Origin of the sequence: Streptomyces sp. yr375 (assembly GCF_900110755.1) — a bacterium.
Classification (GTDB): Bacteria; Actinomycetota; Actinomycetes; order Streptomycetales; family Streptomycetaceae; genus Streptomyces.
The window spans coordinates 190242-213802 of the sequence record NZ_FOFF01000008.1 but is presented as its reverse complement, the minus strand read 5'-3'; the positions used below and the strand labels follow the sequence as shown (position 1 = coordinate 213802).

Sequence of the window (23561 nt, the reverse complement as noted above, 5' to 3'; positions counted from 1 at the left end):
CGACGCCGCCCCCCAGGAGGACCCGTGTCCCGCACCGCCCTGCGAATCTGTCCCCTGTGCGAGGCCACCTGCGGGCTGACCCTGACCATCGAGGGGACGAAGGTCACCGGCGCCCGAGGCGACCGGGAGGACGTCTTCAGCAAGGGCTTCATCTGCCCCAAGGGCGCCTCCTTCGGCGCCGTCGACGGCGACCCGGACCGGCTCCGGGCGCCCCTCGTGCGCCGGGACGGAGAGCTGCGCGAGGCCACCTGGGCGGAGGCCTTCGACGCCGTGGCCGCCGGGATCCGGCCGGTCGTCGAGCGGTACGGGGCGAACGCCGTCGGCGTCGTGCTCGGCAATCCCAACGTCCACACCATGGCCGGCGCGCTCTACCCGCCCGTCCTGGTCGCCGGTCTCGGCACCCGCAGCCTCTTCACCGCCTCCACGGTCGACCAGATGCCCAAGCACGTCTCCAGCGGGCTGCTCTTCGGGGACGCCAACGCGATCCCGGTGCCGGACCTCGACCACACCGACCACCTCCTCCTCATCGGCGCCAACCCCCTGGAATCCAACGGGAGTCTGTGCACCGCCCCCGACTTCCCCGGCAGGCTCAAGGCGCTCAAGGCCCGCGGCGGCACCCTCACGGTCATCGACCCGCGCCGCACCCGCACCGCCAAGCTCGCCGACCGGCACGTCGAGATCCGGCCCGGCACCGACGCGCTGCTCCTCGCCGCGATGGCCCAGGTGCTGTTCGAGGAACTCCTCGTCGATCCCGGCGAGTTGACCCCGCACCTCGAAGGCCTCACCGAACTCGCCGAAGCCGTACGGGAGTTCACCCCCGAAGCGGTCGCCCCCGCGACCGAGGTGGACGCCCCGGTCATCCGCGCCCTCGCCCGGGAACTCGCCGCCGCCCCCACCGCCGCCGTCTACGGCCGCATCGGCAGTTGCACGGTCCCGTACGGCACGCTCGCCAGTTGGCTGGTCGACGTCCTCAACATCCTCACCGGCAACCTGGACCGGCCCGGCGGCGCGCTCTTCCCGCAGGCCGCCACCGACCGCACCCCCCGCCCGGCCGGTCCCGGACACGGCTTCCAGCTCGGCCGCTGGCGCTCCCGGGTGAGCCAACACCCGGAGGCCAAGGGCGAGTTGCCGCTGTCCGCGCTCGCCGAGGAGATCGACACCGCGACCGAGGAGGGCGAGCCGATCCGCGCGCTCGTCGTGGTCGCCGCCAACCCCGTCCTGTCCGCCCCGGACGGCGACCGGCTCGACAAGGCGCTCGGCTCCCTCGACTTCATGGTCAGCGTCGACCCGTACCTGAACGAGACCGCGCGCCACGCCGACGTCGTACTGCCCCCGCCGCCGCCCTCGCAGAGTCCGCACCACGACTTCGCCTTCAACACCCTCGCCGTGCGCAACCAGGTCCGCTACACCCGCCCCGCGCTCCCGCTGGAGCCCGGCCGGATGGCCGAGACCGAGATCCTCGCCCGGCTGACGCTGGCCGCCACCGGGATGCACGGCGCCGACCCGTCCGCCGTCGACGACCTGGTCGTCGGCCAGACCCTCGGCAAGGCGGTCAAGGACCCGCACTCACCCGTGCACGGCCGCGACCCGCAGGAGCTGGCGGCGCAGCTCGCCGGCGAGAGCGGCCCCGAGCGCAGGCTCGACATGATGCTGCGCCTGGGCCCCTACGGCGACGGCTTCGGCGCGCGCCCGGACGGCCTGAGCCTGAACCGGCTGCTCGCCCACCCGCACGGCATCGACCTCGGACCGCTCGCGTCCCGGCTGCCGCAGCCGCTGAAGACGCGCAGCGGGCGTATCGAGCTGCTGCCGCAGCCGATCGTCGACGATCTGCCGCGCCTGCGCGAGGGGCTGCGGCGACGGCCCGACGGGTTCGTCCTCGTCGGGCGGCGGCACCTGCGGTCCAACAACAGTTGGATGCACAACGTCCCCGCCCTCACCGGCGGCACCAACCGCTGCACCCTGCACATCCACCCCGAGGACGCCGAACGGCTCGGCGTGAGCGACGGATCGCGGGTGCGGGTGAAGGGCGCCGGGGGAGAGGTGGTCGCGCCCGCCGAGGTCACCGACGGCGTGCGCCGGGGCGTGGTGAGCCTGCCGCACGGCTGGGGCCACGACCGCCCCGGCACCAAGCTGCGGCACGCCGCCGCCGAGCCCGGCGTCAACGTCAACCAGCTCCTCGACGGCAGTCTGCTGGACCCGCTGTCGGGCAACGCGGTCCTCAACGGCGTGCCCGTCGAGGTCGCCGCACTGACAGCAAAGCCGTGACCTGGAGTTTTGCGCTTATTGCTCGCACGTCAACGTCTTGTTAACACCGTTTGAACGGACCTAACGTCAACGGACCGCCGACTCCCAGGTGGGATGTTCAAGGGCGAACGTTAGGTATCCACACATGCTGACCATCCTCGGCTTCGCCATGATCGCGACCTTCCTGGTCCTGATCATGCTGAAGAAGATGTCGCCGATCGCGGCACTCGTGCTGATCCCGGCACTGTTCTGCGTCTTCGTCGGGAAGGGCGCCAAGCTCGGCGACTACGTCCTCGACGGCGTCACCAGCCTCGCCCCCACGGCGGCGATGCTCATGTTCGCGATCGTCTACTTCGGTGTGATGATCGACGTCGGCCTCTTCGATCCGATCGTCCGGGGCATCCTGAAGTTCTGCAGGGCCGACCCGATGCGCATCGTCGTCGGCACGGCGCTGCTCGCAGCGATCGTCTCCCTCGACGGCGACGGCTCCACCACCTTCATGATCACCGTCTCGGCGATGTACCCGCTGTACAAGCGCCTGAAGATGAGCCTGGTCGTCATGACGGGCGTCGCGGCCATGGCCAACGGCGTGATGAACACGCTGCCTTGGGGCGGCCCGACGGCCCGCGCCGCCACCGCGCTGAAACTGGACGCCAGCGACATCTTCGTGCCGATGATCCCGGCGCTGGGCGTCGGCCTGCTCTTCGTCTTCGCCCTCTCCTACGTCCTCGGCCGCCGCGAGCGCACCCGCCTCGGCGTGCTGACCCTCGACGAGGTCCTGGTGGAGGAGAAGACCGAGGAGAAGGCCGAGCGGACCGAGACGGTTCTCGTGGCCGCCGGCGGCTCCGGCACCGACAAGAGCGCTGCCCCGACGGCGGGTTCCGGTACGGCCGCCGCCGCCCTCGGCGGTGACGCCGACGCGTCCGACGACGACGGCTTCCTGGGCCTCGACCCGAACCGGGCCACCCTGCGCCCCAGGCTGTACTGGTTCAACGCGCTGCTCACGGTCGCGCTGCTGACCGCCATGATCATGGAGTTGCTGCCGATCCCGGTGCTGTTCCTGCTCGGCGCCGCGCTCGCCCTCAGCGTCAACTACCCGCACATCCCGGACCAGAAGGCCCGCCTCGCCGCCCACGCCGACAACGTCCTCAACGTCTCCGGCATGGTCTTCGCCGCCGCCGTCTTCACCGGCGTCCTGCAAGGCACCGGCATGGTCGATCACATGGCCACCTGGATGGTGGACGTCATCCCCGAGGGCATGGGCCCGCACATGGCGCTCGTCACCGGCGTCCTGAGCCTGCCGCTCACCTACTTCATGTCGAACGACGGCTTCTACTTCGGCGTCCTGCCGGTCCTCGCCGAGGCCGGCGCCGCGCACGGCGTCTCGCCGCTGGAGATGGCCCGCGCCTCGCTCGTCGGCCAGCCCCTGCACATGTCGAGCCCGCTGGTTCCGGCCGTCTACGTCCTCGTCGGCATGGCGAAGGTGGAGTTCGGCGACCACACGAGGTTCGTGGTGAAGTGGGCGGCGCTCACCTGCCTGGCGATCCTCGGCGCGGGTCTGCTGTTCGGGATCATCTGACCCGACCGCCGTAGAACTGGAGGAACTTGTGAGGCCCGGTACGCACCGCGGCTGGCTGCTCCGCCTCGTCATCGCCTTCGGCTTCGCGCAGGGGGCGGTGTCGATGGCCCGGCCCGCCGTCTCCTACCGGGCCCTCGCGCTCGGCGCGGACGAGCGGGCGATCGGCGTCATCGCGGGCGTGTACGCGCTGCTGCCGCTCTTCGCCGCCGTCCCGCTCGGCCGCCGCACCGACCACGGCCGCTGCGCGCCCCTACTGCCCGTCGGCGTGGTCCTCATCTCCGGCGGCTGCGTACTCAGCGGTCTCGCCGGCTCGCTGTGGACGATGGCCCTGTGGAGCGGGGTGATGGGGCTCGGGCACCTGTGCTTCGTCATCGGCTCCCAGTCCCTCGTCGCCCGCCAGTCCGCGCCGCACGAACAGGACCGCAACTTCGGCCACTTCACCATCGGCGCCTCCCTCGGCCAACTGGTCGGCCCCGTCGCCGCCGGAGCGCTGATCGGCGGCGACGACATGGCCGACAGCAGCGCGCTCGCCCTGCTCGTCGCGGGCGCGGGCTGCGCGATCGCGCTGACCTCGCTGTGGCGCGTCGAACACCGCGATACGACGCCCAAGTCCCGTACCGGGCAAGGCGATCGCATCCCCGTCGGACGCATCCTGCACGCGCGGGGCGTCCCCGCCGGCATCCTCATCAGCCTCTCCGTGCTGTCCGCGACCGACATCCTCACCGCCTACCTCCCGGTGGTCGGCGAACACCGGGGCATCGCGCCGTCGGTCGTCGGCGCCCTGCTCAGCGTCCGCGCCGCCGCCTCCATCGCCTGCCGGCTCGTCCTCACCCCGCTGCTGCGGCTGCTCGGCCGGACCCTGCTGCTCACCGTGACCTGTCTGCTCGCGGCCCTGCTGTGCGCCGGGATCGCGCTGCCGGTGCCGGTCTGGGCGCTGGGCGCGATCCTCGCGCTGCTCGGCTTCTGCCTCGGCGTCGGGCAGCCGCTGTCCATGACGACGGTCGTCCAGGCGGCCCCGGACGGCGCTCGCTCCACCGCCCTCGCGCTGCGCCTCACCGGCAACCGGCTCGGCCAGGTCGCCGCGCCCGCCGCCGCCGGTCTGGTGGCCGGGATCGCGGGCGTGGCCGCGCCCTTCGTGATGCTGGGCGCGCTGCTGCTGCTGTCGTCGGGGGTGGCGCTGCGGTCGCCGGGGGAGCCGCGCGCGGACGGCGACCGTGACCCGGCGGGGGCCGGGGCCGGGGCCGGGGCGGAGGCGGGTGCGGGGGCCCGCCGGTCGTCCACCTCCGGGTTGCGCCGGTCGGGCGATGTTTGACGGCGCGTCGGGCGGCGCTCCCGCCGCCGAGGGCGTCGATGTGAAAGAGAGTCAGGTGCCAAGAGCGATTTGTATGAAAATCGTCCTGACTCGGAGGAATGCGCATGTCCAGCTCGACGCTCCCACCCGCCCTCGGCTCCCGCCTCGGCGCCACGGCCCTCACGGTGCTCGCCGCGGCGGGGTTCACCTGCTTCTCGGCACCGGCGGCCATGGCCGTAGGGGAAGCCGGCGACATCAGGATCCACCGTGAGCAGGTTCCCACCGGCGTCTCGAAGGACGACCCGGTGGCCTGCCGGTTCTACCTCGACGCCGCCAACTTCGGCGAGCTGACCACCGTCGCCTACACCATCAAGGCGCGGCCCCCGGCCCCCGACACCGCCACGGTGAGCGGCAACATCACCCTCACCGACGGCGCCGGACACACCGACACGCTGGGGCTGGCCGAGGGGTCGTACACGCTCGAGTGGAACATCGTCCCGGTCGTCGGCGCGCCCGCGGTGCCCTCGCCCAAGGTGAAGATCTTCAAGATCGACTGCCGTGAGAACCAGCGCGACGGCGGCCAGCGCGAAGCGGCCGGCAGCCCGAACCGGCCGATCACCGACGACGGCCGCGAGGCCGTGGCCCCCGGCGGCCAGGGCGGCCAGGGCGGCCAGGGCGGCGGCGGTCGGGGCGGCGACAGCCAGGCCAACGGCCAGACTGGTGCCCAGACCGGCAGCCAGACCGGTGCCCAGGCCGGCAGCCAGGCCGGCGGTGCCTGGAGCGGCGAGAAGGGCGGCCCGGAGGGCGGCGTGCACGCCGGTGGCGGCGGCCTCGCCGATACCTCGGCGGCCTTCACCCCGCTGGCCGGAGCCGCGGCCGTCGGTCTGGTGGCCGTCGGCGGCGCCGCGTACTTCCGACTGATCCGCCGGCGCAACCATGGTGCCGCGTAGGCGCGCACGCAGGCGCAGGCCCTGGCACCGGACCCGTGCCTTCCGGCTCACCAGGACGGCCGTGTTCGCGGTCGTCCTGGTGACGGCGGGCGTCCGGTGCACGGGGCACGTCGCCCCGCTCGCACCGGCGAGGGCCGGAGCGGCGGTGTCCGACGGGGCACCGGCCGACCCGGCCCACCGGGGCGGCGTGGACGGAGGCGGCGCGGAAGGAGCGGGCCGGGCACCGGGCGCGAAGGCGTCGGTGCGCCCCACGCCCCCGCCCAGCCCGCTGCCCCGCTCCCCGGCGACCATCCTGCGCGTGCCGTCCCTGGGCATCGTCGCGCCGATCGTCCCGCTGCGGCTCGGCCCCGACCGGCACCTCGGGACCCCGCCGCTCGACCGACCGAAACTCGTCGGCTGGTACGCCGGCGGTCCCACACCGGGGGAGCGGGGCGCGGCCATCGCCGTCGGGCACCGCGACACCAAGACCGGCCCGGCGGTCTTCGCCGGTCTCGCGCGCGTCCCCCGGGGCGCCCGGATCGAGGCCCGGCGCGCCGACGGCCGCACCGCCGTCTACACCGTCGACCGGGTGCGGGTCTTCGACAAGGCCACCTTCCCCGACAAGGAGGTGTACGGCCCCACCAAGCGCCCCGAGCTGCGCGTGCTCACCTGCGGGGGCCTCTTCCGGCACGCGACGGGATACACCAGCAACGTCGTCGTCTTCGCCCACCTGACGGCCACGCGCTGAGCTGAACCAGGCAGTCCGGTTTCTCATCTTTCTCATCTGTCGGACGGGAGTGTCCGATCCGGCCCCATCTCTTCCCCCGGCCGCGTACAGTCCGTTAACTTCCGTGACTCGCAAGCCTCGTTCGAACCGTGCGGGGCGGATCGGATCGCGGAGCACCAGCGCCCTAGCGAGCCCCCGGGGACACTTCACATGACACGCGCCATCTCCCTGCACGACGTCAGCAAGGTCCACGCCCGCGGCGGCCGGACCGTGGACCGGCTGTCGCTGGACATCGCGCCCGGCGAGTTCCTGGTCCTGCTGGGACCCTCCGGCTGCGGCAAGTCCACCGTGCTCAGAATGATCGCCGGCCTGGAGCACATCACCGAGGGCGAGTTACGGCTCGACGGCGTCCACGCCAACGAACTGCCGCCCTCGGAACGGGACATAGCGATGGTCTTCCAGAACTTCGCCCTGTACCCGAACATGACCGGCCGCGACAACATCGGCTTCCCGCTGCGCATCGAGTCCCCCGGCGCGGACCCCGCCCCGCGCGTGGACGCCACCGCCCGGATGCTCGGCATCGAGGACCTCCTCGACCGCTTCCCCGGCCAGCTCTCCGGCGGCGAACGCCAGCGCGTCGCGATGGGCCGGGCCATCGCCCGGCACCCCTCCGCCTTCCTGATGGACGAGCCGCTGTCCAACCTCGACGCCAAACTCCGCAACCACCTGCGGGCCGAAATATCCAAGCTGACCCGCGAGTTGGGCGTCACCACGGTCTACGTCACCCACGACCAGGCCGAGGCCATGTCGCTCGGCGACCGGGTCGCCGTCCTGCGCGGCGGCGTCCTCCAGCAGGTCGGCACCCCGCGCTCGGTGTACGCCCTGCCGCGCAACGTGTTCGTCGCCGCCTTCATCGGCACCCCGCGCATCAACCTCCTGCGCGGTCTGGTCCGCGCCCCGCTCGACGGAGCCATGACGATCAGCCTCGGCAAGCAGGCCCTCAGGCTGCCCGAACCCTTCTCCCTGGACCACAAGCTGCTGCGCGTGCAGCAGGGCCGGGAGGTGATCGTCGGGCTGCGCTCGGAGGCCGTCCGCATCGCCACCCCGGCCGACGCCCGGCCCGGCGAGACGCACATCACCGGCCTGGTGGAGCACGTGGAGTTCCAGGGCCACGAGGTGCTCGTCCACTTCAACACCGGCTCCCGCCCGGCCCTCGTACCGGAGCTGGAGGCACCCCGCCCGGTCCCGGGCCCGCCCCGGCCCCGCGCCCGCCGCCGTCGCCGCGAGGGCGGGGTGCTCGGCCGGCTGCGGGGCCGGACGGGCGGGCCGCGGGCCGGCCGGGTCGGGGTCCTGGACGGGCCGTCGCAGCAGGACCCGCCGCGCACGACCCCGGAGGGCCGCACCCTCGGCGACCTCGTCGTCCGCACCACCCCCGACTTCGACCTCCGGTACGGCATGCAGATCCCGCTGCTCGTCGACGTAGCCCACCTCTTCGTCTTCGACCAGCACGGCGAGCGCATCAGCCCGGCACCGGCTCGGCTGCCGGACCTGGACGAGTGAGAGACGAGTGAGAGACGAGTGAGAGGGCCGGACTCCTGGAACTCTTGGGACCCCTGAGACCCCTGAGACCCCTGAGACGCCCGTGACTCCGGTGGCCCCTGGTGCCGGAAAACTAACGACGCTAGTTTGGGGCGTGGACGACGAGGCCCGCCCGGAGGGAACACCATGAAGGCACACGACGGCATCTACCTCGACGGAGCGTGGCGCACCGCCGCAGGTCAGGGAGTGATCGAGGTCGTCGATCCGGCCGACGAGCAGGTCATCGCCCGGGTCCCGGCGGGCGACGCCGAGGACGTCGACGCCGCCGTACGCGCCGCCCGCGCCGCGCTCCCCGGCTGGGCGGCCACCGCGCCCGCCGAGCGCGCCGCCCGCCTCGCCGCCCTGCGGGACGTCCTGGCGGCCCGCAAGGACGAGATCGCCGAGACGGTCACCGCCGAACTCGGCTCCCCGCTGCCCTTCTCCCAGGCGGTCCACGCGGCCGTGCCGATCGCGGTCGCGGGCTCCTACGCCGAACTGGCCGCGACCCACGCCTTCGAGGAGAAGGTCGGCAACTCGACCGTGTACCAGGAGCCGGTCGGCGTGGTCGGGGCCATCACCCCGTGGAACTACCCGCTGCACCAGATCGTCGCGAAGGTCGCCCCGGCCCTCGCCGCGGGCTGCACGGTGGTCCTGAAGCCCGCCGAGGACACCCCGCTGGTCGCGCAGCTCTTCGCGGAGGCCGTCCACGAGGCGGGCGTCCCGGCCGGTGTCTTCAACCTCGTCACCGGCCTCGGCCCGGTCGCGGGCCAGGCCCTCGCCGAACACCCCGGCGTCGACCTGGTCTCCTTCACCGGCTCCACGGCCGTGGGCAGTCGGATCGCCGCGACGGCCGGCGCCGCGGTCAAGAAGGTGGCCCTCGAACTCGGCGGCAAGTCCGCCAACGTCATCCTGCCGAGCGCCGACCTCGCCCGCGCCGTCAACGTCGGCGTCGCCAACGTGATGTCCAACTCGGGCCAGACGTGCAGCGCCTGGACCCGGATGCTCGTCCACCGCGACCACTACGACGAGGCGGTCGAGCTCGCCGCGGCGGCGGCCGGCAAGTACGGCGACCGCATCGGCCCGGTCGTGAACGCCAAGCAGCAGGCGCGGGTGCGGAGTTACATCGAGAAGGGCGTCGCGGAGGGCGCGCGGCTGGTCGCCGGTGGCCCCGAAGCCCCGCGCGAACAGGGCTACTTCGTCAGCCCGACCGTGTTCGCGGACGTCACCCCCGACATGACCATCGCCCAGGAGGAGATCTTCGGCCCGGTCCTGTCCCTCCTGCGCTACGAGGACGAGGAGGATGCCCTGCGGATCGCCAACGGCACGGTCTACGGTCTCGCGGGGGCCGTCTGGGCCGGCACCGAGGCGGAGGCGGTGGTATTCGCCCGCCGAATGGACACCGGCCAGGTCGACATCAACGGCGGCCGGTTCAACCCCCTCGCGCCCTTCGGCGGTTACAAGCAGTCGGGCGTCGGCCGGGAACTCGGCACGCACGGCCTCGCCGAGTTCCTCCAGACCAAGTCCCTCCAGTTCTAAGGAAGTCAGTCGACCATGACGGTCCGCGCCGCCGTACTGCCCGCCATCGGGGCACCGTTGGAGATCACCGGCATCGAGCTTCCGGAGCCGGGCCCCGGCCAGGTCCGGGTCAGGCTCGCCGCCGCCGGGGTCTGCCACTCCGACCTGTCCCTGTCCGACGGCACCATGCGGGTGCCGGTCCCGGCCGTCCTCGGCCACGAGGGCGCGGGCACGGTCGTCTCCGTCGGCGAGGGCGTCGAACACCTCGCGCCCGGCACCGGTGTCATCCTCAACTGGGCACCGTCCTGCGGGCGTTGCCACGCCTGCTCGCTCGGCGAGGTCTGGCTGTGCGTCAACGCCCTCAACGGCGCGGCCGAGGTGTACGCCCGCACCACGGACGGCCGCGACCTCCACCCGGGGCTGAACGTCGCCGCGTTCGCCGAGGAGACGGTCGTCCCGGCGTCCTGCGCGCTGCCCCTGCCCGACGGCATCCCCCTCACGGACGCGGCCCTCCTCGGCTGCGCGGTCCTCACCGGCTACGGCGCCGTCCACCACTCGGCGCGGGTGCTGCCCGGCGAGACGGTCGCCGTGTTCGGCGCCGGCGGAGTCGGCCTCGCCACCCTCCAGGCGGCCCGGATCGCGGGCGCGTCGACGATCGTCGCCGTCGACGTCTCCCCCGAGAAGGAGGAGCTGGCGCGGGCTGCGGGCGCCACGGAGTACGTCGTCGCCTCCGAACAGACCGCCCGCGAGATCCGCGCCCTCACCGGCAAGCAGGGCGTCGACGTGGCCATCGAGTGCGTCGGCCGCGCGGTCTCCATCCGCACGGCCTGGGACTCCACCCGGCGCGGCGGCCGCACCACGGTCGTCGGCATCGGCGGCAAGGACCAGCAGGTCACCTTCAACGCCCTGGAACTCTTCCACTGGGGCCGCACCCTCTCGGGCTGCGTCTACGGCAACTCCGACCCGGCGAAGGACCTCCCGGTGCTGGCCGACCACGTCCGCGCGGGCCGCCTCGACCTCTCCGCCCTGGTCACGGAACACATCACCCTGGAGGACATCCCGGCCGCCTTCGACAACATGCTGGCGGGGAAGGGCGGACGGGCAGTGGTGGTGTTCTAGCGGTTCCGGTGCGCGGCCCGCGCGTCGTCGGCCCGGGGCCCGGGTGCGCCGGGCCGGCGCACCCTCGACCGGGGCACCGCCACCCCAGCGCCCGCCCACCGTCTACGCGGGGCGCCGCACCTGCTCGTACTGCAGCGCCAGCCCGTCCAGCAGCGCCCTCAGCCCCGTCTGGTACGCCCGCTCGTCGATCTTCTCCTGCCGCTCGGCCAGGAGGTGGGCCTGGCCGAGGTGCGGGTAGTCGGCGGGGTCGTAGGCGTTCACGTCGTCGACGAACCCGGCGGCGAACGAGCCGAGCGCGGAGCCCGTGACGTAGTACCGCATCAGCGCGCCGATGGAGGTGGCCTGCGAGGGCGGCCACCCGGCGCGGACCATCGCGCCGTACACCGCGTCGGCGACGCGCAGTCCGGCGCGGCGGCGGCCGGGACCCTGGGCGAGCACCGGGACGATGTTCGGGTGGTCGCGCAGGGCCGCCCGGTAGGAGACGGCCCAGTCGTGCAGCGCGGTCCGCCAGTCCCGGCCGTCCTCGAACATCGACAGGTCGACCTGCGCGCTCACCGAGTCGGCGACGGCCTCCAGGATCTCGTCCTTCGTGCGGAAGTGGTTGTAGAGGGAGGGGCCGCTGACCCCCAGTTCGGCGGCGAGCCGGCGGGTGGAGACGGCCGCCAGACCCTCCGCGTCCACGAGCGCCCGTGCGGTCTCGACGATCCGGTCGGTGCTGAGGAGGGGCTTGCGCGGTCGGGCCATGGCGCACATAGTAGGGCTGCGTGACAGAAACTAGCAGTGCTAATTTAATGTCTGACTTCCTGTCCGACTTCCTCTGTGGGGTGATCTCGTGGTGAACCTTGGGCTCAGCGAGGAGCAGGCCGCCGTCCGGCGGCTCGCCAGGGAGTTCGTGGACCGCGAGATCGCCCCGCACGTCGTCGCCTGGGACCGTGCCGAGGAGGTCGACCGGTCCATCGTCAAGCAGCTCGGCGAGGTCGGCTTCCTCGGCCTGACGATCGACGAGGAGTACGGCGGCTCGGGCGGCGACCATCTCGCGTACTGCCTGGTCACGGAGGAGCTGGGGCGTGGCGACTCGTCCGTGCGCGGGATCGTGTCCGTCTCCCTCGGCCTGGTCGCCAAGAGCGTCGCGGCCTGGGGGAGCGAGGAGCAGAAGCGGCGCTGGCTGCCGGGGCTGACGTCCGGCGCGTACGTCGGCTGCTTCGGACTGACCGAGCCCGGCACCGGCTCCGACGCCGGCAACCTCGAGACGCGGGCGGTGCGCGACGGCGACGACTACGTCATCAGCGGCACCAAGATGTTCATCACCAACGGGACCTGGGCCGATGTGATCCTGCTGTTCGCCCGGTCCACCGACGCGCCGGGGCACAAGGGCGTCTCCGCATTCCTCGTGCCGACCGACACCCCGGGGCTCAGCCGCCGCGCCCTGCACGGCAAGCTCGGGCTGCGCGGCCAGGCGACCGCCGAAGTGGTCCTGGACGGCGTCCGGGTCCCCGCCGCCGCGATGCTCGCGCCCGAGGGCAAGGGGTTCTCCGTCGCCATGTCGGCGCTGGCCAAGGGCCGGATGTCGGTCGCGGCAGGCTGCGTCGGGATAGCCCAGGCCGCCCTGGACGCGGCCGTGCGGTACGCCGGTGAGCGCGAGCAGTTCGGGAAGACCATCGCCCATCATCAGCTCGTCCAGGAGCTGATCAGCGACATCGCGGTCGATGTCGACGCGGCCCGGCTGCTGACCTGGCGGGTCGCCGACCTGATCGACCGGGGCGAGCCCTTCGCCACCGAGTCGTCCAAGGCCAAGCTCTTCGCCTCGGAGGCCGCCGTCCGCGCCGCCAACAACGCGCTCCAGGTCTTCGGCGGCTACGGCTACGTCGACGAATACCCGGCGGGCAAGTTGCTGCGCGACGCACGTGTGATGACCCTCTACGAGGGCACCAGTCAGATCCAGAAGCTGCTCATCGGGCGGGCGCTGACGGGGGTCTCCGCGTTCTGACCCCGCCCCCGAATCGGCCTGCCGAACGGGCACGCTAAGCGGGCGCTCACCTTCGGCGGTATGGTGGTCCTCCTGTATCGAGAGGGGCGGACCAGCGATGACCACGGCGGAGGAGACGGCCGACGGCGAGACCGAGCCGTGGGACGAGGTCACCCCTGACGCGGCCCGGCGACTTCTCGTCGCCGCCGTGGAGGCCTTCGCCGAGCGTGGCTACCACGCGACGACGACCCGTGACATCGCCGGCCGCGCGGGGATGAGTCCGGCCGCCCTCTACATCCACTACAAGACCAAGGAAGAGTTGCTGCACCGCATCAGCCGGATCGGGCACGACCGCGCGCTGGACATCCTGCGGACGGCCGCCGCCGGTGAGGGCACCGCCACGGTTAGGCTCGCGGAGGCCGTGAGTTCCTTCGTCCGCTGGCACGCCGGGCGGCGCACCACGGCCCGCGTCGTCCAGTACGAACTGGACGCGCTCGGGCCCGACGCCCGCGCCGAGATCCTCGATCTGCGCCGCAAGGTCGACGCCGAGGTGCGCGGGATCGTCGAGGACGGCATGGCGAGCGGCGAGTTCGACGTGCCGGACGTACAGGGCACGACGCTGGCCGTCCTGTCGCTCTGCATCGACGTGGCCCGCTGGTTCAACGTCGACGGGCCCCGCACGCCCGACGAGGTCGGCGCGCTGTACGCCGACCTCGTGCTGCGGATGGTGGGGGCGGCGAAGTAGGCCGAGGCCCTTGGGGGTGGTGGGTCGTTCGGGGGTGGGGAATCAGGTGGGGGTGAGGATTCGGAGTGGGGTCGGGGATTCCGGGTGGGGTCGGGGCGGGGTGTCGTCAGAGGTAGTAGCGGGACACCGACTCCGCCACGCAGACCGGCTTGTGCCCGTTCTCACGTTCCACCGTGAAGGCGACGGTGACCTGGACCCCGCCCTTCACGTCCTCCACGCTGGTGATCGTCGCGGTGGCGCGCAGGCGCGAGCCGACGGGGACGATATCGGGGAAACGCACCTTGTTCGTGCCGTAGTTGACGCCCATCTTCGCGCCCTCGACCGTGATCAGTTGGGGGCCGAAGAGGGGCAGCAGGGAGAGGGTGAGGTAGCCGTGTGCGATGGTGGTGCCGAACGGGCCGGAGGCGGCCTTCTCGGGGTCCACGTGGATCCACTGGTGGTCGCCGGTGGCCTCGGCGAAGACGTCGATCTGCTTCTGGTCGACTTCCAGCCAGTCGGTGTACCCCAACTGCTCGCCCACCGCAGCCTTGAGGTCGTCGGCGGAAGTGAAGATCCTCGGCTCTGCCATGTCTGTGGCCCTCTCGCGTCGCGCACTGCCCATGTCACCGTGTCATAGGTCTAAGCAACTGCTTAGCATGGTGGGGTGCGGGGGGCGATGTCAACGGGGCTGAGGTGTGAAGGGCGTGGGTAAGGTCTGTGCGTGCCGCAGATTCCCGAGAAGATCCACGAGCTCACGGTCGGCCAACTCGCCGCGCGCAGTGGTGCCGCCGTCTCCGCCCTGCACTTCTACGAGTCCAAGGGTCTGATCGGCAGCCGCCGGACCGCGGGCAACCAACGGCGCTACCACCGCGACACGTTGCGCCGGGTCGCGTTCGTCCGTGCGGCGCAGCGGGTCGGCATTCCGCTGGCCACGATCCGGGACGCCCTCGCCGAGCTTCCCGAGGAGCGCACTCCGACCCGGGAGGACTGGGCCCGGCTCTCGGCGGCGTGGCGCGCGGAGCTGGACGAGCGCATCAAGCAGCTCAACCGGCTCCGTGATCACCTCACCGACTGCATCGGGTGCGGTTGTCTTTCGCTGGACACGTGTGTGCTGTCCAACCCGGACGACGTCTTCGGTGAACGGGCCGTCGGGTCACGGCTGTTGGTGGAGCAGCCGGTGCGGGATGTGTGCGGGGAGCGGTAGCGCCGCTCGGCCGTGGTGAGTGGGTGGGTAGGGGTCGCCGTGGCGCGGCGAGTCCGTCGCGAGTCGGACGTACGGCTGCCCGCTGTCACAGTCCTACGATGCGGTGACGAACTGAGCGACGGACTGCGCCGCACCACCGCGACCCACTTCCGTTCGTCGGCGGCCTGCGGAGCATGGTGGCTTGTGGGCTGCTCGTACTCGGTTCCGCCCTTGTGGGCAGCAACGGCTGTTCAGGGGTGCGGCATCCCCGGCGCACCCCCGGTGTGCTGGCAGGTCGGCTGTGGTGAGGCCGGCCTTGGGCAGGGCTCAGGTCGGTGTCAGGCCGACATCAGCAGGCGTCCGCGCCGGGCGTACGCCAGGGTCTCGGCCGTGAGTACGGGGCGCGGTACGAGAATTCCGCAGTCCGCGCAGACCGGGCCCGCCGACGGTTCGTGATCCAGGTCGTACTTCCACGGCAGCCGCTCGCCGCCGCACACCGGGCAGCCGGAGCCCGGCGCCCGCTCCAGCGCGGCGATCAGCCTGCGCAGGACCTCGGCCAGCGGCTGACGGGGGTGCAGCCGCGGGTCGTCGCACCAGGCGACGCCGAAACCGCCCCAGGTCAGGCGGTGCCAGTCGTCCACACTGCCGGGCCTGCGCAGCCCGTCGTGCTTCTCCTTCTTGCGGCGCTCGGCGAACTCGACCTCGTAGGCCAGCCACACCGCCCGCGCCTCCTCCAGCTCGTCCAGCGCGGCCACGAGCCGCGCTGGGTCGGGGGAGCGGTCCTCGGGTCCGAACCCGGCCCGCGAGCACAGGTGGTCCCAGGTCGCCCGGTGCCCGTAAGGAGCGAACCGCTCCAGGCACTTGCGCAGTGAGTACCGCCGCAGTGCCAGATCGCTGCGCGCGTCTCGCACCTGTCTCGCCAGACTCCGGAAACCGGCCATCGCCCTGCACCTCCGTCACATCTGCACCTGTACTTCGGTCACTTCGGCGTCGTCGTACGGACGTCGTCGAGTAGACGTATCGACACGCGATTCGGCTCCCTCCGATGTCCGACGGTCTCCGCGAGCCGACGGGACGACTCTGAAAAGTGACGCATGTTCATCTTCAATCCAGGGGCTACCGGCGGTAACCTTCCGCCGATCCCCCCCTCGCTAGGAGCAGCCGATGTCACGGCGCACCCCCCGCACCACTCTCGACAGACTGAGAACTCCCGGCAGAATCCCCGGGTTCCTGAAGGCCGCCTCTGTATGCGCCTTGATTGCCGGTCTTTTGTCGCCCCTTTCCCAAGTGGCCGTGGCCGCCGAGGCCACGGCCTCGAACGACTACTGCGGCGGCCAGTGTTCCGACATCCTGCCGCCCGGCCAGAACGGCAGCGCCACGCTGGCGCAGATCCTCCTCAACCAGGCTTTCGGCACCCAGCCGGACCACGCCGAGGACCAGCTCGGCCCCTACGCCAACCTGGCCAAGGGCTACTCGACGCTCACCAACGCCACGATCAACACGTTCTTCAACGACGCGTCGTTCGGAGTCCCCGCCGATCAAGTCGCCTCCACTCTGCAGCCCGCGGGCCGGACCGACGTGACGATCGTCCGCGACAAGAAGACGGGCGTCCCGCACATCACCGGTACCACCAGATACGGCACCGAGTTCGGTGCCGGGTATGCGGCAGGCCAGGACAGGCTGTGGCTCATGGACGTCTTCCGCCATGTCGGCCGGGGACAGCTCACCGCCTTCGCGGGCGGGGCGGCCTCCAACCAGGGCCTGGAACAGCAGTTCTGGCGCAACGCTCCGTACACCGAGGCAGACCTCCAGGCCCAGATCGACAACGCCATCGCGTCCAACGGCGCCCGCGGTCAGCAGGCCCTCGCGGACGCCAACGCCTACCTCGCCGGAATCAACGCCTACATCGACGCCTCCGACAGCGGGCGCTACTTCCCCGGTGAGTACGTCCTGACCGGACACAAGGACTCAATCACCAACGCCGGCACCATAGATCACTTCAAGATCACCGACCTGGTGGCGCTGGCCTCGGTCATCGGCTCGCTCTTCGGCTCCGGGGGCGGCGGCGAGGTCAACAACGCGATCTCGCTGCTCGCCGCGCAGGAGAAGTACGGCGTGGAGCAGGGCAGTCAGGTCTGGGAGGCGTTCCGCGAGCGCAACGATCCCGAGGCCGTCCTCACCGTCCACAACGGCGAGAGCTTCCCGTACGCCGCCAAGCCCGCGAACCCGCGGGGCGAGGCGCTGCCCGACGCCGGCTCGGTGACCACCGAGCCGCTGATCTACGACGCCACGGGCACCGGGGCCGACGCGAGCGCCACCGCCGCATCCGCCAAGGCGACCGCGAGCGCCCTCAGTTCGGCCCGGCGGGGCATGTCCAACGCCCTCGTGGTGAGCGGGAAGGCCACCGCGAGCGGCCACCCGATCGCCGTCTTCGGGCCGCAGACCGGCTACTTCGCCCCGCAACTGCTCATGCTCCAGGAGATCCAGGGTCCGGGCATCAGCGCCCGCGGTGCTTCCTTCGCGGGCCTGAGCATGTACGTCGAACTCGGGCGCGGCCAGGACTACGCGTGGAGCGCGACCACGTCCGGCCAGGACATCATCGACACCTACGCGGTCGAACTGTGCCAGGACGACTACCACTACCTGTTCCACGGCACCTGCACGGCCATGGACATGATCGAGCAGAAGAACGCCTGGAAGCCGACCACCGCCGACGCGACGGCCGCCGGCTCGTACACGATGCGCGTCTACCGCACCAAGTACGGACCCGTCGAGTACCGGGCGACCGTGGGCGGCAAGAAGGTCGCCTACACCACCCTGCGCTCCTCCTACCTGCACGAGGCCGACTCGATCATCGGCTTCCAGATGCTGAACGACCCGGACTACGTCAAGAGCCCGCAGACCTTCCAGAGCGCGGTCCAGCACATCAACTACACCTTCAACTGGTTCTACGCCGACTCCGCGCACACCGCCTACTACAACAGCGGCAACAACCCGGTGCGCGCGAGCGGCGTCGACGCCGAGTTCCCGGTGTGGGCGCAGACGGCGTACGACTGGCAGAACTGGGCGCCGGCCACCAACACGGCCGACTACACGCCGGCTTCGGCCCACCCCAACTCCATCGACCAGGACTACTACATCTCCTGGAACAACAAGCAGGCCAAGGACTACGCCACCGCCTCATGGGGCGACGGGTCCGTGCACCGCGGCAACCTGCTCGAGGACCGGGTGAAGAAGCTGGTCGCGGCCGGCGGCGTCACGCGCGCCGCCCTGACGAAGGCGATGGCGGACGCGGCGCTCGCGGACCTGCGCGCCGAGGACGTCCTGCCCGACCTGCTGAAGGTCGTCAACAGCTCCGCGGTCACCGACACCACGGCCGCGGCCGCGGTGACCAAGCTCCAGACCTGGCTTGCGGCGGGCGGCAAACGCACGGAGACCACGGCCGGTTCGAAGACGTACGCCGACGCCGACGCGATCCGCATCCTCGACGCGTGGTGGCCGCTGCTGGTCAAGGCCGAGTTCGAACCCGGTCTCGGCACCGGCCTGTACACGGCGTTCACCGCCAACCTGTCGGTCGACGAGTCCCCGTCGGCCGCCCACGGCCCGACCGGGGCGCACGCCGGAAGCTCCTTCCAGTACGGCTGGTGGAGCTACGTCGACAAGGACCTGCGGGCCGTGCTCGGTGAGTCCGTGCAGGGCGGGCTGACGCAGAAGTACTGCGGCGGCGGCACCCTCACCGGCTGCCGGGACGTCCTCATCAGCACCCTGAAGACGGCGGCCGGCCAGACCGCCGCCCAGGTCTACCCCGGCGACGACCTGTGCGCGGCGGGCAACCAGTGGTGCGCCGACTCGATCGTCCAGCGCACCCTGGGCGGCATCAAGCACGGCAACATCAGTTGGCAGAACCGGCCCACCTTCCAGCAGGTGGTGGAGTTCACCTCACACCGGTAGGTCCTCCGACCGGTTCCCGCGACTGGTCCTACGACGGCGGGTCGTGTCCTAGCGGATGCGGCCCGCCGCCAGTACCAGCCGCGCCAGTTCGGGGTGCACGATGTCGCTGTGCGCCCCGGCCGGCGCACCGCCGCGCCTGACCACCGCCGCCGTGTCGACGTTCACGCACCCCGACGTCGGCAGCGGAGCGGCCAGCGCCTCGGCGAGCGCGCACGCGCGCGTGCCCGGCACCGACTGCACCCCGTCGTGCCCCATGGCGCCCCACTTGGCGCCCAGCACCTCCCCGACCAGCACCTCCCCGACCAGCCCCTGAGAGTCGCCCGCTATCCGCGAGGCCAGCGGGTACATCGTGCCCAGCGCCTGGTCGAACCGCGAGTAACAGCACACCAGGGGGCCGTCGATACGGTTCTGGTGGCCCTGGAGCACTCCGCGCGCCGCGAACGCGTAGTGCGAGAAGGCCCCTTGGAGCAGCGTCACGGACTTCACCGTGCGCACCCCCGCGGGCAGCCCGCGCAGCGCGAACGACACCAGTCGGCCGCCGAAGCTGTGCCCCACCAGATGCACCCGGACACCGGGCGCCACTCCCGCCAACCGGCCGACGAACGGCCCGAGTCCGCGCTCTCCGACCGTCCCCGCGCGCCGCTTCATCGCGTAGTACGTCGCCTGCCGTAGCAACTCGTGCGCGCCGTCCCACGGGTTGGGGAGGCTGAACTCCTCGGTGGGCGAAGGGGATTCGAGTCCGGCGAGGGCCTGCGCGAACTCCTCGCAGGCCGTCGTCGTCGAGCCGGTGAACATCTCCGGCTCGTCCTGCGGCACCCCCTCCGCCAGGGTGTCCGCCGCGAACAGGGCCTGCGGTCCCGGCGGCACCACGTCCACCAGCAGCCTCACCAGCCGCCCGAACTCCTCCAGTTCGGCCCTCCCGGGCGGCCGCTGCTCCAGCATCCGCGCGATCTGGTCGACCACCGTGGCCCGGCCCGGGAACGTCACCAGGAGGTCGTGCCGGGTGTGCTCGTCCAGCGCCGGACGAAGCGCCGGGCGGGGCGTCGGGTCGGCCACAACGGAGCGCGGGAAGTCGGGGATCGGCTCGTCCGAGAAGCGCATCGACGGCCACACCACGCCGACGTACCCGATCCTCGCGGCCGGGGCGAGCGCGGGGACGGGGGCGAAGAAACGGCTGTAGAGGCGGGTCGCAGTGGAGCGGTCGCAGTTCCAGCCGTGCGAGAAGAGGATCAGGTCACGCACTCCGCGCCGCTTCACCTCGGTCAGCAGCCGGTCGCGCTGTCCGCCGTCGACGTCCCCGTCGGCGTCGAAGGTCAGTTCCCAGTAGGGAGTCACGCTCATCGCCGGATCCGCCATGACAGGCCCCTCGTCCCCGAAGCGGTGCGCCACGTGCGCGCATCGTCCTGCGAACAGATGCAATTGGCCATACGTCACGGCTCATCCGTACAAAAGATAATGTTGCCGAGCCCGCCGGAACGCGCCCGGCACCGGTCCGGGGCGTCCACAGCCCCTTTCCTGACACATACCGACCGGTTAGTCTGGCGAGGCAGGCCGATGCAGCCGATGCAGCAGAGCCGATTCGCTTCGTGTCGAAGGAGACCGATGGTGGGAGCCGTGCAGGATGCCGGAGTGGTCGTCACCGGAGCCGGGGGCGGAATCGGGGCCGCGCTGGCCCGCCGCTTCGCCGCCGAGGGCGCCCGGGTCGTCGTCAACGACCTGGACGCCGCGCGGGCACAGGCCGTCGCCGACGAGATCGGCGGGATCGCGCTCCCCGGCGACGCCTCCGCGATCGTCGACCGGGCGCGGGAGGCGCTCGGCGGCACCGTCGACGTGTACTGCGCCAACGCCGGGGTCCCCTCGGGCGGCTCGGAGGCGGCCGACGAGGCCGTATGGGCGCTCGCCTGGGACGTCAACGTCATGGCGCACGTCCGCGCGGCGCACGCGCTGCTGCCGGACTGGCTGGAGCGCGGCCGGGGCCGGTTCGTGTCCACCGTCTCCGCGGCCGGGCTGCTCACCATGATCGGCGCCGCCCCCTACAGCGTCACCAAGCACGGCGCGTACGCCTTCGCCGAGTGGCTGTCGCTGACCTACCGCCACCGGGGCATCAACGTCCACGCGATCTGCCCCCAGGGCGTGCGCACCGACATGCTGGACGCCACCGGCAGCGCGGGCGACCTGGTGCTCAAGCCGACCGCGATCGAGCCGGAAGCCGTCGCGGACGCCCTGTTCAAGGGCATCGCGGAGGACCGCTTCCTGATCCTGCCGCACCCCGAGGTCGCCCAGTACTACCAGGTGCGGGCCGGCGACCCCGACCGCTGGCTGACCAACATGAACCACCTCCAGCAGAAGTGGGAGGCCTCCGAATGACCGCGCCTGCCTCTCATTACGCCGCCCAGCCCTGGCTGGCCCTCCTCGACGACGCCCAGCGCGCCCCGATCGACCCGGCCGCCTCCCTCGTGCACGCCTTCCGCCGGTCCGTCGCCGAGGCCCCCGACCGCACCTGCCTCGCCTACTTCGACGGCCGGCTCAGCTACCGCGAGGTCGACGAGCTGAGCGACTCCGTCGCCGGTCACCTCGCCGCCCGCGGCCTCGCGCCCGGCGACCGGGTCGCCGTCCTGCTGCAGAACTCCCCGCACTTCGTCCTCGCCCTGCTGGGCGCGTGGAAGGCGGGCGCGACGGTCGTCCCCGTCAACCCGATGTACAAGTCGGGGGAGGTCGCCCACGTCCTGCGGGACGGCGAGGTGGCCGCGCTGATCTGCTCCGACCGGGCCTGGGAGTCGTATCTGCGCGAGACGGCTGCGGACTCGCCGGTGCGGATCGTGCTCACCGGGTGCGAGCTGGATTTCCAGACCCGCGCCGACGCGCGCGTGCTCGCCTTCGAACGCCTCCCGCAGGCGGCCGACGCCGACGACCTCACCGCCGTCGCCCGCGCCGGACACAAAGCGCCCGAGGACCGCGAGCCCGCCTCCGACGGCATCGCCCTGATCAGCTACACCTCCGGCACCAGCGGCGCGCCCAAGGGCGCCACCAACACGCACGGCAACATCATGTTCAACGCCGAGCGCCAGCGCACCGGGCTGCACCTGCCCGAGGCGCCCGTCTACTACGCGCTCGCGCCCCTGTTCCACATCACCGGCATGGTCTGCCAGCTCGCCGCCTGCCTGAGCAGCGCGGGCACGCTCGTGCTGACGTACCGCTTCGAGGCGGGGGTGGTGCTCGACGCGTTCGCCGAGCACCGGCCGCACTACACCGTCGGCCCCTCGACCGCCTTCATGGCGCTGGGCGCCCATCCGGCCGCCACCCGCGAGCACTTCGCCTCCTTCGTGGTCATCTCCTCGGGCGGCGCGCCCGTGCCGCCGGCCCTGGTGGAGAAGTTCCGGGCCGGCTTCGGGCCCTACCTGCGCAACGGCTACGGGCTCACCGAGTGCACCGCCCCCTGCGCCTCCGTCCCGCCCCACCTGGAAGCGCCGGTCGACCCGGCCTCCGGGACCCTCGCCGTCGGCCTGCCCGGCCCCGACACGGTCGTGCGCATCCTCGACGAGCAGGGCGCGGAGGTGCCCTTCGGCGAGCAGGGCGAGATCGTCGTCCGGGGGCCACAGGTCGTGCCCGGGTACTGGCGGCGGCCCGACGCCACCGCCGAGACCTTCCCCGGCGGCGAGCTGCGCACCGGCGACATCGGCTTCATGGACGAGCAGGGCTGGCTGTACGTCGTCGACCGCAAGAAGGACATGATCAACGCGTCCGGCTTCAAGGTATGGCCGCGCGAGGTCGAGGATGTCCTGTACACCCATCCGGCGGTGCGCGAGGCGGCCGTCGTCGGCGTGCCGGACGGGTACCGCGGGGAGACCGTCAAGGCGTACATCAGCCTGCGTCCGGGGGCCGACGCGGATGCGGATACGCTCGCGGCCTACTGCAAGGACAGGCTGGCGGCGTACAAGTACCCCCGGCAGGTGGAGATCCTGGCCGATCTGCCCAAGACGGCGACCGGGAAGATCCTCCGCCGGGAACTGCGCTCCCGCGCGCGCGACCAGTAGGCACGAGCAGGTACGTGTAGATACGAGTAGTGCGAGCAGTACGAGCAGTGCGAGCGGCAGGCGCACGACCGGCAGAGCGAGACGGAAGGCAGGTGGCGGCAGTGCCAAGGACGACGGAGGGCCCAGAGGCCCCTGTTCCGCAGCGGCTCCTGGCCGCCGCCACCCGGCTCTTCGCCGAGCAGGGCTACGACCGCACGTCGGTGCAGGAGATCGTCGAGGCGGCGGGCGTCACCAAGGGGGCGCTGTACCACTACTTCGGCTCCAAGGACGACCTGCTGCACGAGGTGTACGCGCGCGTGCTGCGCGTCCAGCAGGAGCGGCTGGACGCCTTCGCGGACGCCTCCGGGCCGATCGAGGAGCGGCTGCGGGGCGCGGCGGCCGACGTCGTCGTCACGACCATCGACAACCTCGACGACGCGAACATCTTCTTCCGCTCGATGCACCACCTGAGCCCGGAGAAGTACAAACAGGTGCGCGCCGAACGCCGTCGCTACCACGAACGGTTCCGCGCGCTCGTCGAGGAGGGCCAGCAGGCCGGTGTCTTCTCCACGGCGACCCCGGCCGACCTGGTGGTGGACTACCACTTCGGTTCCGTGCACCACCTGTCGACCTGGTACCGCCCGAACGGTCCGATGACCCCCCAGGAGGTCGCGGACCAACTCGCCGACCTGCTGCTGCGGTCCCTGCGCCCCTGACGGCCGCCGTACGCGGAGATACGGAG

The 23561-nt window shown here is 71.9% G+C and carries 19 protein-coding genes; 15 read left to right on the top strand and 4 right to left on the bottom strand.

What is annotated here, in order from left to right; all coding sequences use genetic code 11:
• Window positions 1–24: 24 nt before the first annotated feature.
• From BMZ82_RS11955 to BMZ82_RS11915, 8 genes are all read left to right on the top strand, one after another.
• Window positions 25–2265 (top strand): molybdopterin oxidoreductase family protein, encoded by a 2241-nt coding sequence (locus BMZ82_RS11955; protein WP_093774657.1) that lies wholly within the window; start codon window positions 25–27, stop codon window positions 2263–2265.
• A gap of 124 nt (window positions 2266–2389) precedes the next feature.
• Window positions 2390–3823 (top strand): CitMHS family transporter, encoded by a 1434-nt coding sequence (locus BMZ82_RS11950; RefSeq protein WP_093774655.1) that lies wholly within the window; start codon window positions 2390–2392, stop codon window positions 3821–3823.
• 28 nt (window positions 3824–3851) lie between these two features.
• Complete coding sequence (locus tag BMZ82_RS11945; RefSeq protein ID WP_093774653.1) at window positions 3852–5135, top strand: MFS transporter; 1284 nt, start codon at window positions 3852–3854, stop codon at window positions 5133–5135.
• A 104-nt stretch (window positions 5136–5239) separates the two neighbouring features.
• Entirely contained in the window at window positions 5240–6064 is an 825-nt protein-coding gene (locus BMZ82_RS39320; protein ID WP_107487654.1) for a hypothetical protein, read from the top strand.
• Window positions 6051–6791: a class F sortase gene (locus BMZ82_RS11930; RefSeq protein ID WP_093774647.1), complete on the top strand. Its 741-nt coding sequence runs from the start codon at window positions 6051–6053 to the stop codon at window positions 6789–6791. Before BMZ82_RS39320 ends, BMZ82_RS11930 begins: the two co-directional genes overlap by 14 nt.
• Before the next feature lie 189 nt (window positions 6792–6980).
• Window positions 6981–8330: an ABC transporter ATP-binding protein gene (locus BMZ82_RS11925; RefSeq protein ID WP_093774645.1), complete on the top strand. Its 1350-nt coding sequence runs from the start codon at window positions 6981–6983 to the stop codon at window positions 8328–8330.
• 165 nt (window positions 8331–8495) lie between these two features.
• The gene (locus tag BMZ82_RS11920; RefSeq protein ID WP_093774643.1) at window positions 8496–9884 is read left to right on the top strand and encodes an aldehyde dehydrogenase family protein; all 1389 of its coding nucleotides are present in this window, start codon (window positions 8496–8498) and stop codon (window positions 9882–9884) included.
• Between the two features lie 15 nt (window positions 9885–9899).
• Complete coding sequence (locus tag BMZ82_RS11915; RefSeq protein WP_093774641.1) at window positions 9900–10982, top strand: Zn-dependent alcohol dehydrogenase; 1083 nt, start codon at window positions 9900–9902, stop codon at window positions 10980–10982.
• A 102-nt stretch (window positions 10983–11084) separates the two neighbouring features.
• On the opposite strand, the gene BMZ82_RS11910 is transcribed toward BMZ82_RS11915, so the two are convergent.
• Complete coding sequence (locus BMZ82_RS11910; protein WP_093774639.1) at window positions 11085–11726, bottom strand: TetR/AcrR family transcriptional regulator; 642 nt, start codon at window positions 11724–11726, stop codon at window positions 11085–11087.
• Window positions 11727–11817: 91 nt separating this feature from the next.
• Here BMZ82_RS11910 and BMZ82_RS11905 point away from each other — a divergent pair, with 91 nt between their 5' ends.
• Window positions 11818–12969 carry an acyl-CoA dehydrogenase family protein gene (locus tag BMZ82_RS11905; protein ID WP_093774732.1) on the top strand — a complete coding sequence of 384 codons (1152 nt, stop codon included), beginning with the start codon at window positions 11818–11820 and terminating at the stop codon, window positions 12967–12969.
• 97 nt (window positions 12970–13066) lie between these two features.
• Window positions 13067–13693, top strand: a complete 627-nt coding sequence (locus BMZ82_RS11900) for a TetR/AcrR family transcriptional regulator (RefSeq protein ID WP_093774637.1) — start codon at window positions 13067–13069, stop codon at window positions 13691–13693.
• A gap of 106 nt (window positions 13694–13799) precedes the next feature.
• On the opposite strand, the gene BMZ82_RS11895 is transcribed toward BMZ82_RS11900, so the two are convergent.
• Window positions 13800–14261 carry a MaoC family dehydratase gene (locus tag BMZ82_RS11895; RefSeq protein ID WP_093774635.1) on the bottom strand — a complete coding sequence of 154 codons (462 nt, stop codon included), beginning with the start codon at window positions 14259–14261 and terminating at the stop codon, window positions 13800–13802.
• Window positions 14262–14393: 132 nt separating this feature from the next.
• Between BMZ82_RS11895 and soxR the strand changes: the two genes are divergently transcribed.
• Window positions 14394–14876: a redox-sensitive transcriptional activator SoxR gene (soxR, locus tag BMZ82_RS11890; RefSeq protein WP_093774633.1), complete on the top strand. Its 483-nt coding sequence runs from the start codon at window positions 14394–14396 to the stop codon at window positions 14874–14876.
• Between the two features lie 317 nt (window positions 14877–15193).
• Here soxR and BMZ82_RS11885 read toward each other — a convergent pair whose 3' ends face one another.
• Complete coding sequence (locus BMZ82_RS11885; RefSeq protein WP_093774631.1) at window positions 15194–15796, bottom strand: hypothetical protein; 603 nt, start codon at window positions 15794–15796, stop codon at window positions 15194–15196.
• Window positions 15797–16019: 223 nt separating this feature from the next.
• On the opposite strand from BMZ82_RS11885, the gene BMZ82_RS11880 reads away from it, so the two are divergent.
• Complete coding sequence (locus BMZ82_RS11880) at window positions 16020–18806, top strand: penicillin acylase family protein (protein ID WP_093774629.1); 2787 nt, start codon at window positions 16020–16022, stop codon at window positions 18804–18806.
• 48 nt (window positions 18807–18854) lie between these two features.
• On the opposite strand, the gene BMZ82_RS11875 is transcribed toward BMZ82_RS11880, so the two are convergent.
• Complete coding sequence (locus BMZ82_RS11875) at window positions 18855–20162, bottom strand: serine-threonine protein kinase (protein ID WP_093774730.1); 1308 nt, start codon at window positions 20160–20162, stop codon at window positions 18855–18857.
• A 246-nt stretch (window positions 20163–20408) separates the two neighbouring features.
• Here BMZ82_RS11875 and BMZ82_RS11870 point away from each other — a divergent pair, with 246 nt between their 5' ends.
• The 3 genes from BMZ82_RS11870 to BMZ82_RS11860 all read left to right on the top strand — a co-directional run bounded on the left by BMZ82_RS11870 (window position 20409) and on the right by BMZ82_RS11860 (window position 23535).
• The gene (locus tag BMZ82_RS11870; RefSeq protein ID WP_093774627.1) at window positions 20409–21173 is read left to right on the top strand and encodes an SDR family oxidoreductase; all 765 of its coding nucleotides are present in this window, start codon (window positions 20409–20411) and stop codon (window positions 21171–21173) included.
• Window positions 21170–22840 (top strand): class I adenylate-forming enzyme family protein, encoded by a 1671-nt coding sequence (locus tag BMZ82_RS11865; RefSeq protein ID WP_093774625.1) that lies wholly within the window; start codon window positions 21170–21172, stop codon window positions 22838–22840. The genes BMZ82_RS11870 and BMZ82_RS11865 overlap by 4 nt, the downstream gene beginning before the upstream one ends.
• A 101-nt stretch (window positions 22841–22941) precedes the next feature.
• On the top strand, window positions 22942–23535 hold the full coding sequence (locus BMZ82_RS11860) for a TetR/AcrR family transcriptional regulator (RefSeq protein ID WP_093774623.1): 594 nt from the start codon (window positions 22942–22944) through the stop codon (window positions 23533–23535).
• Window positions 23536–23561: the final 26 nt, after the last annotated feature.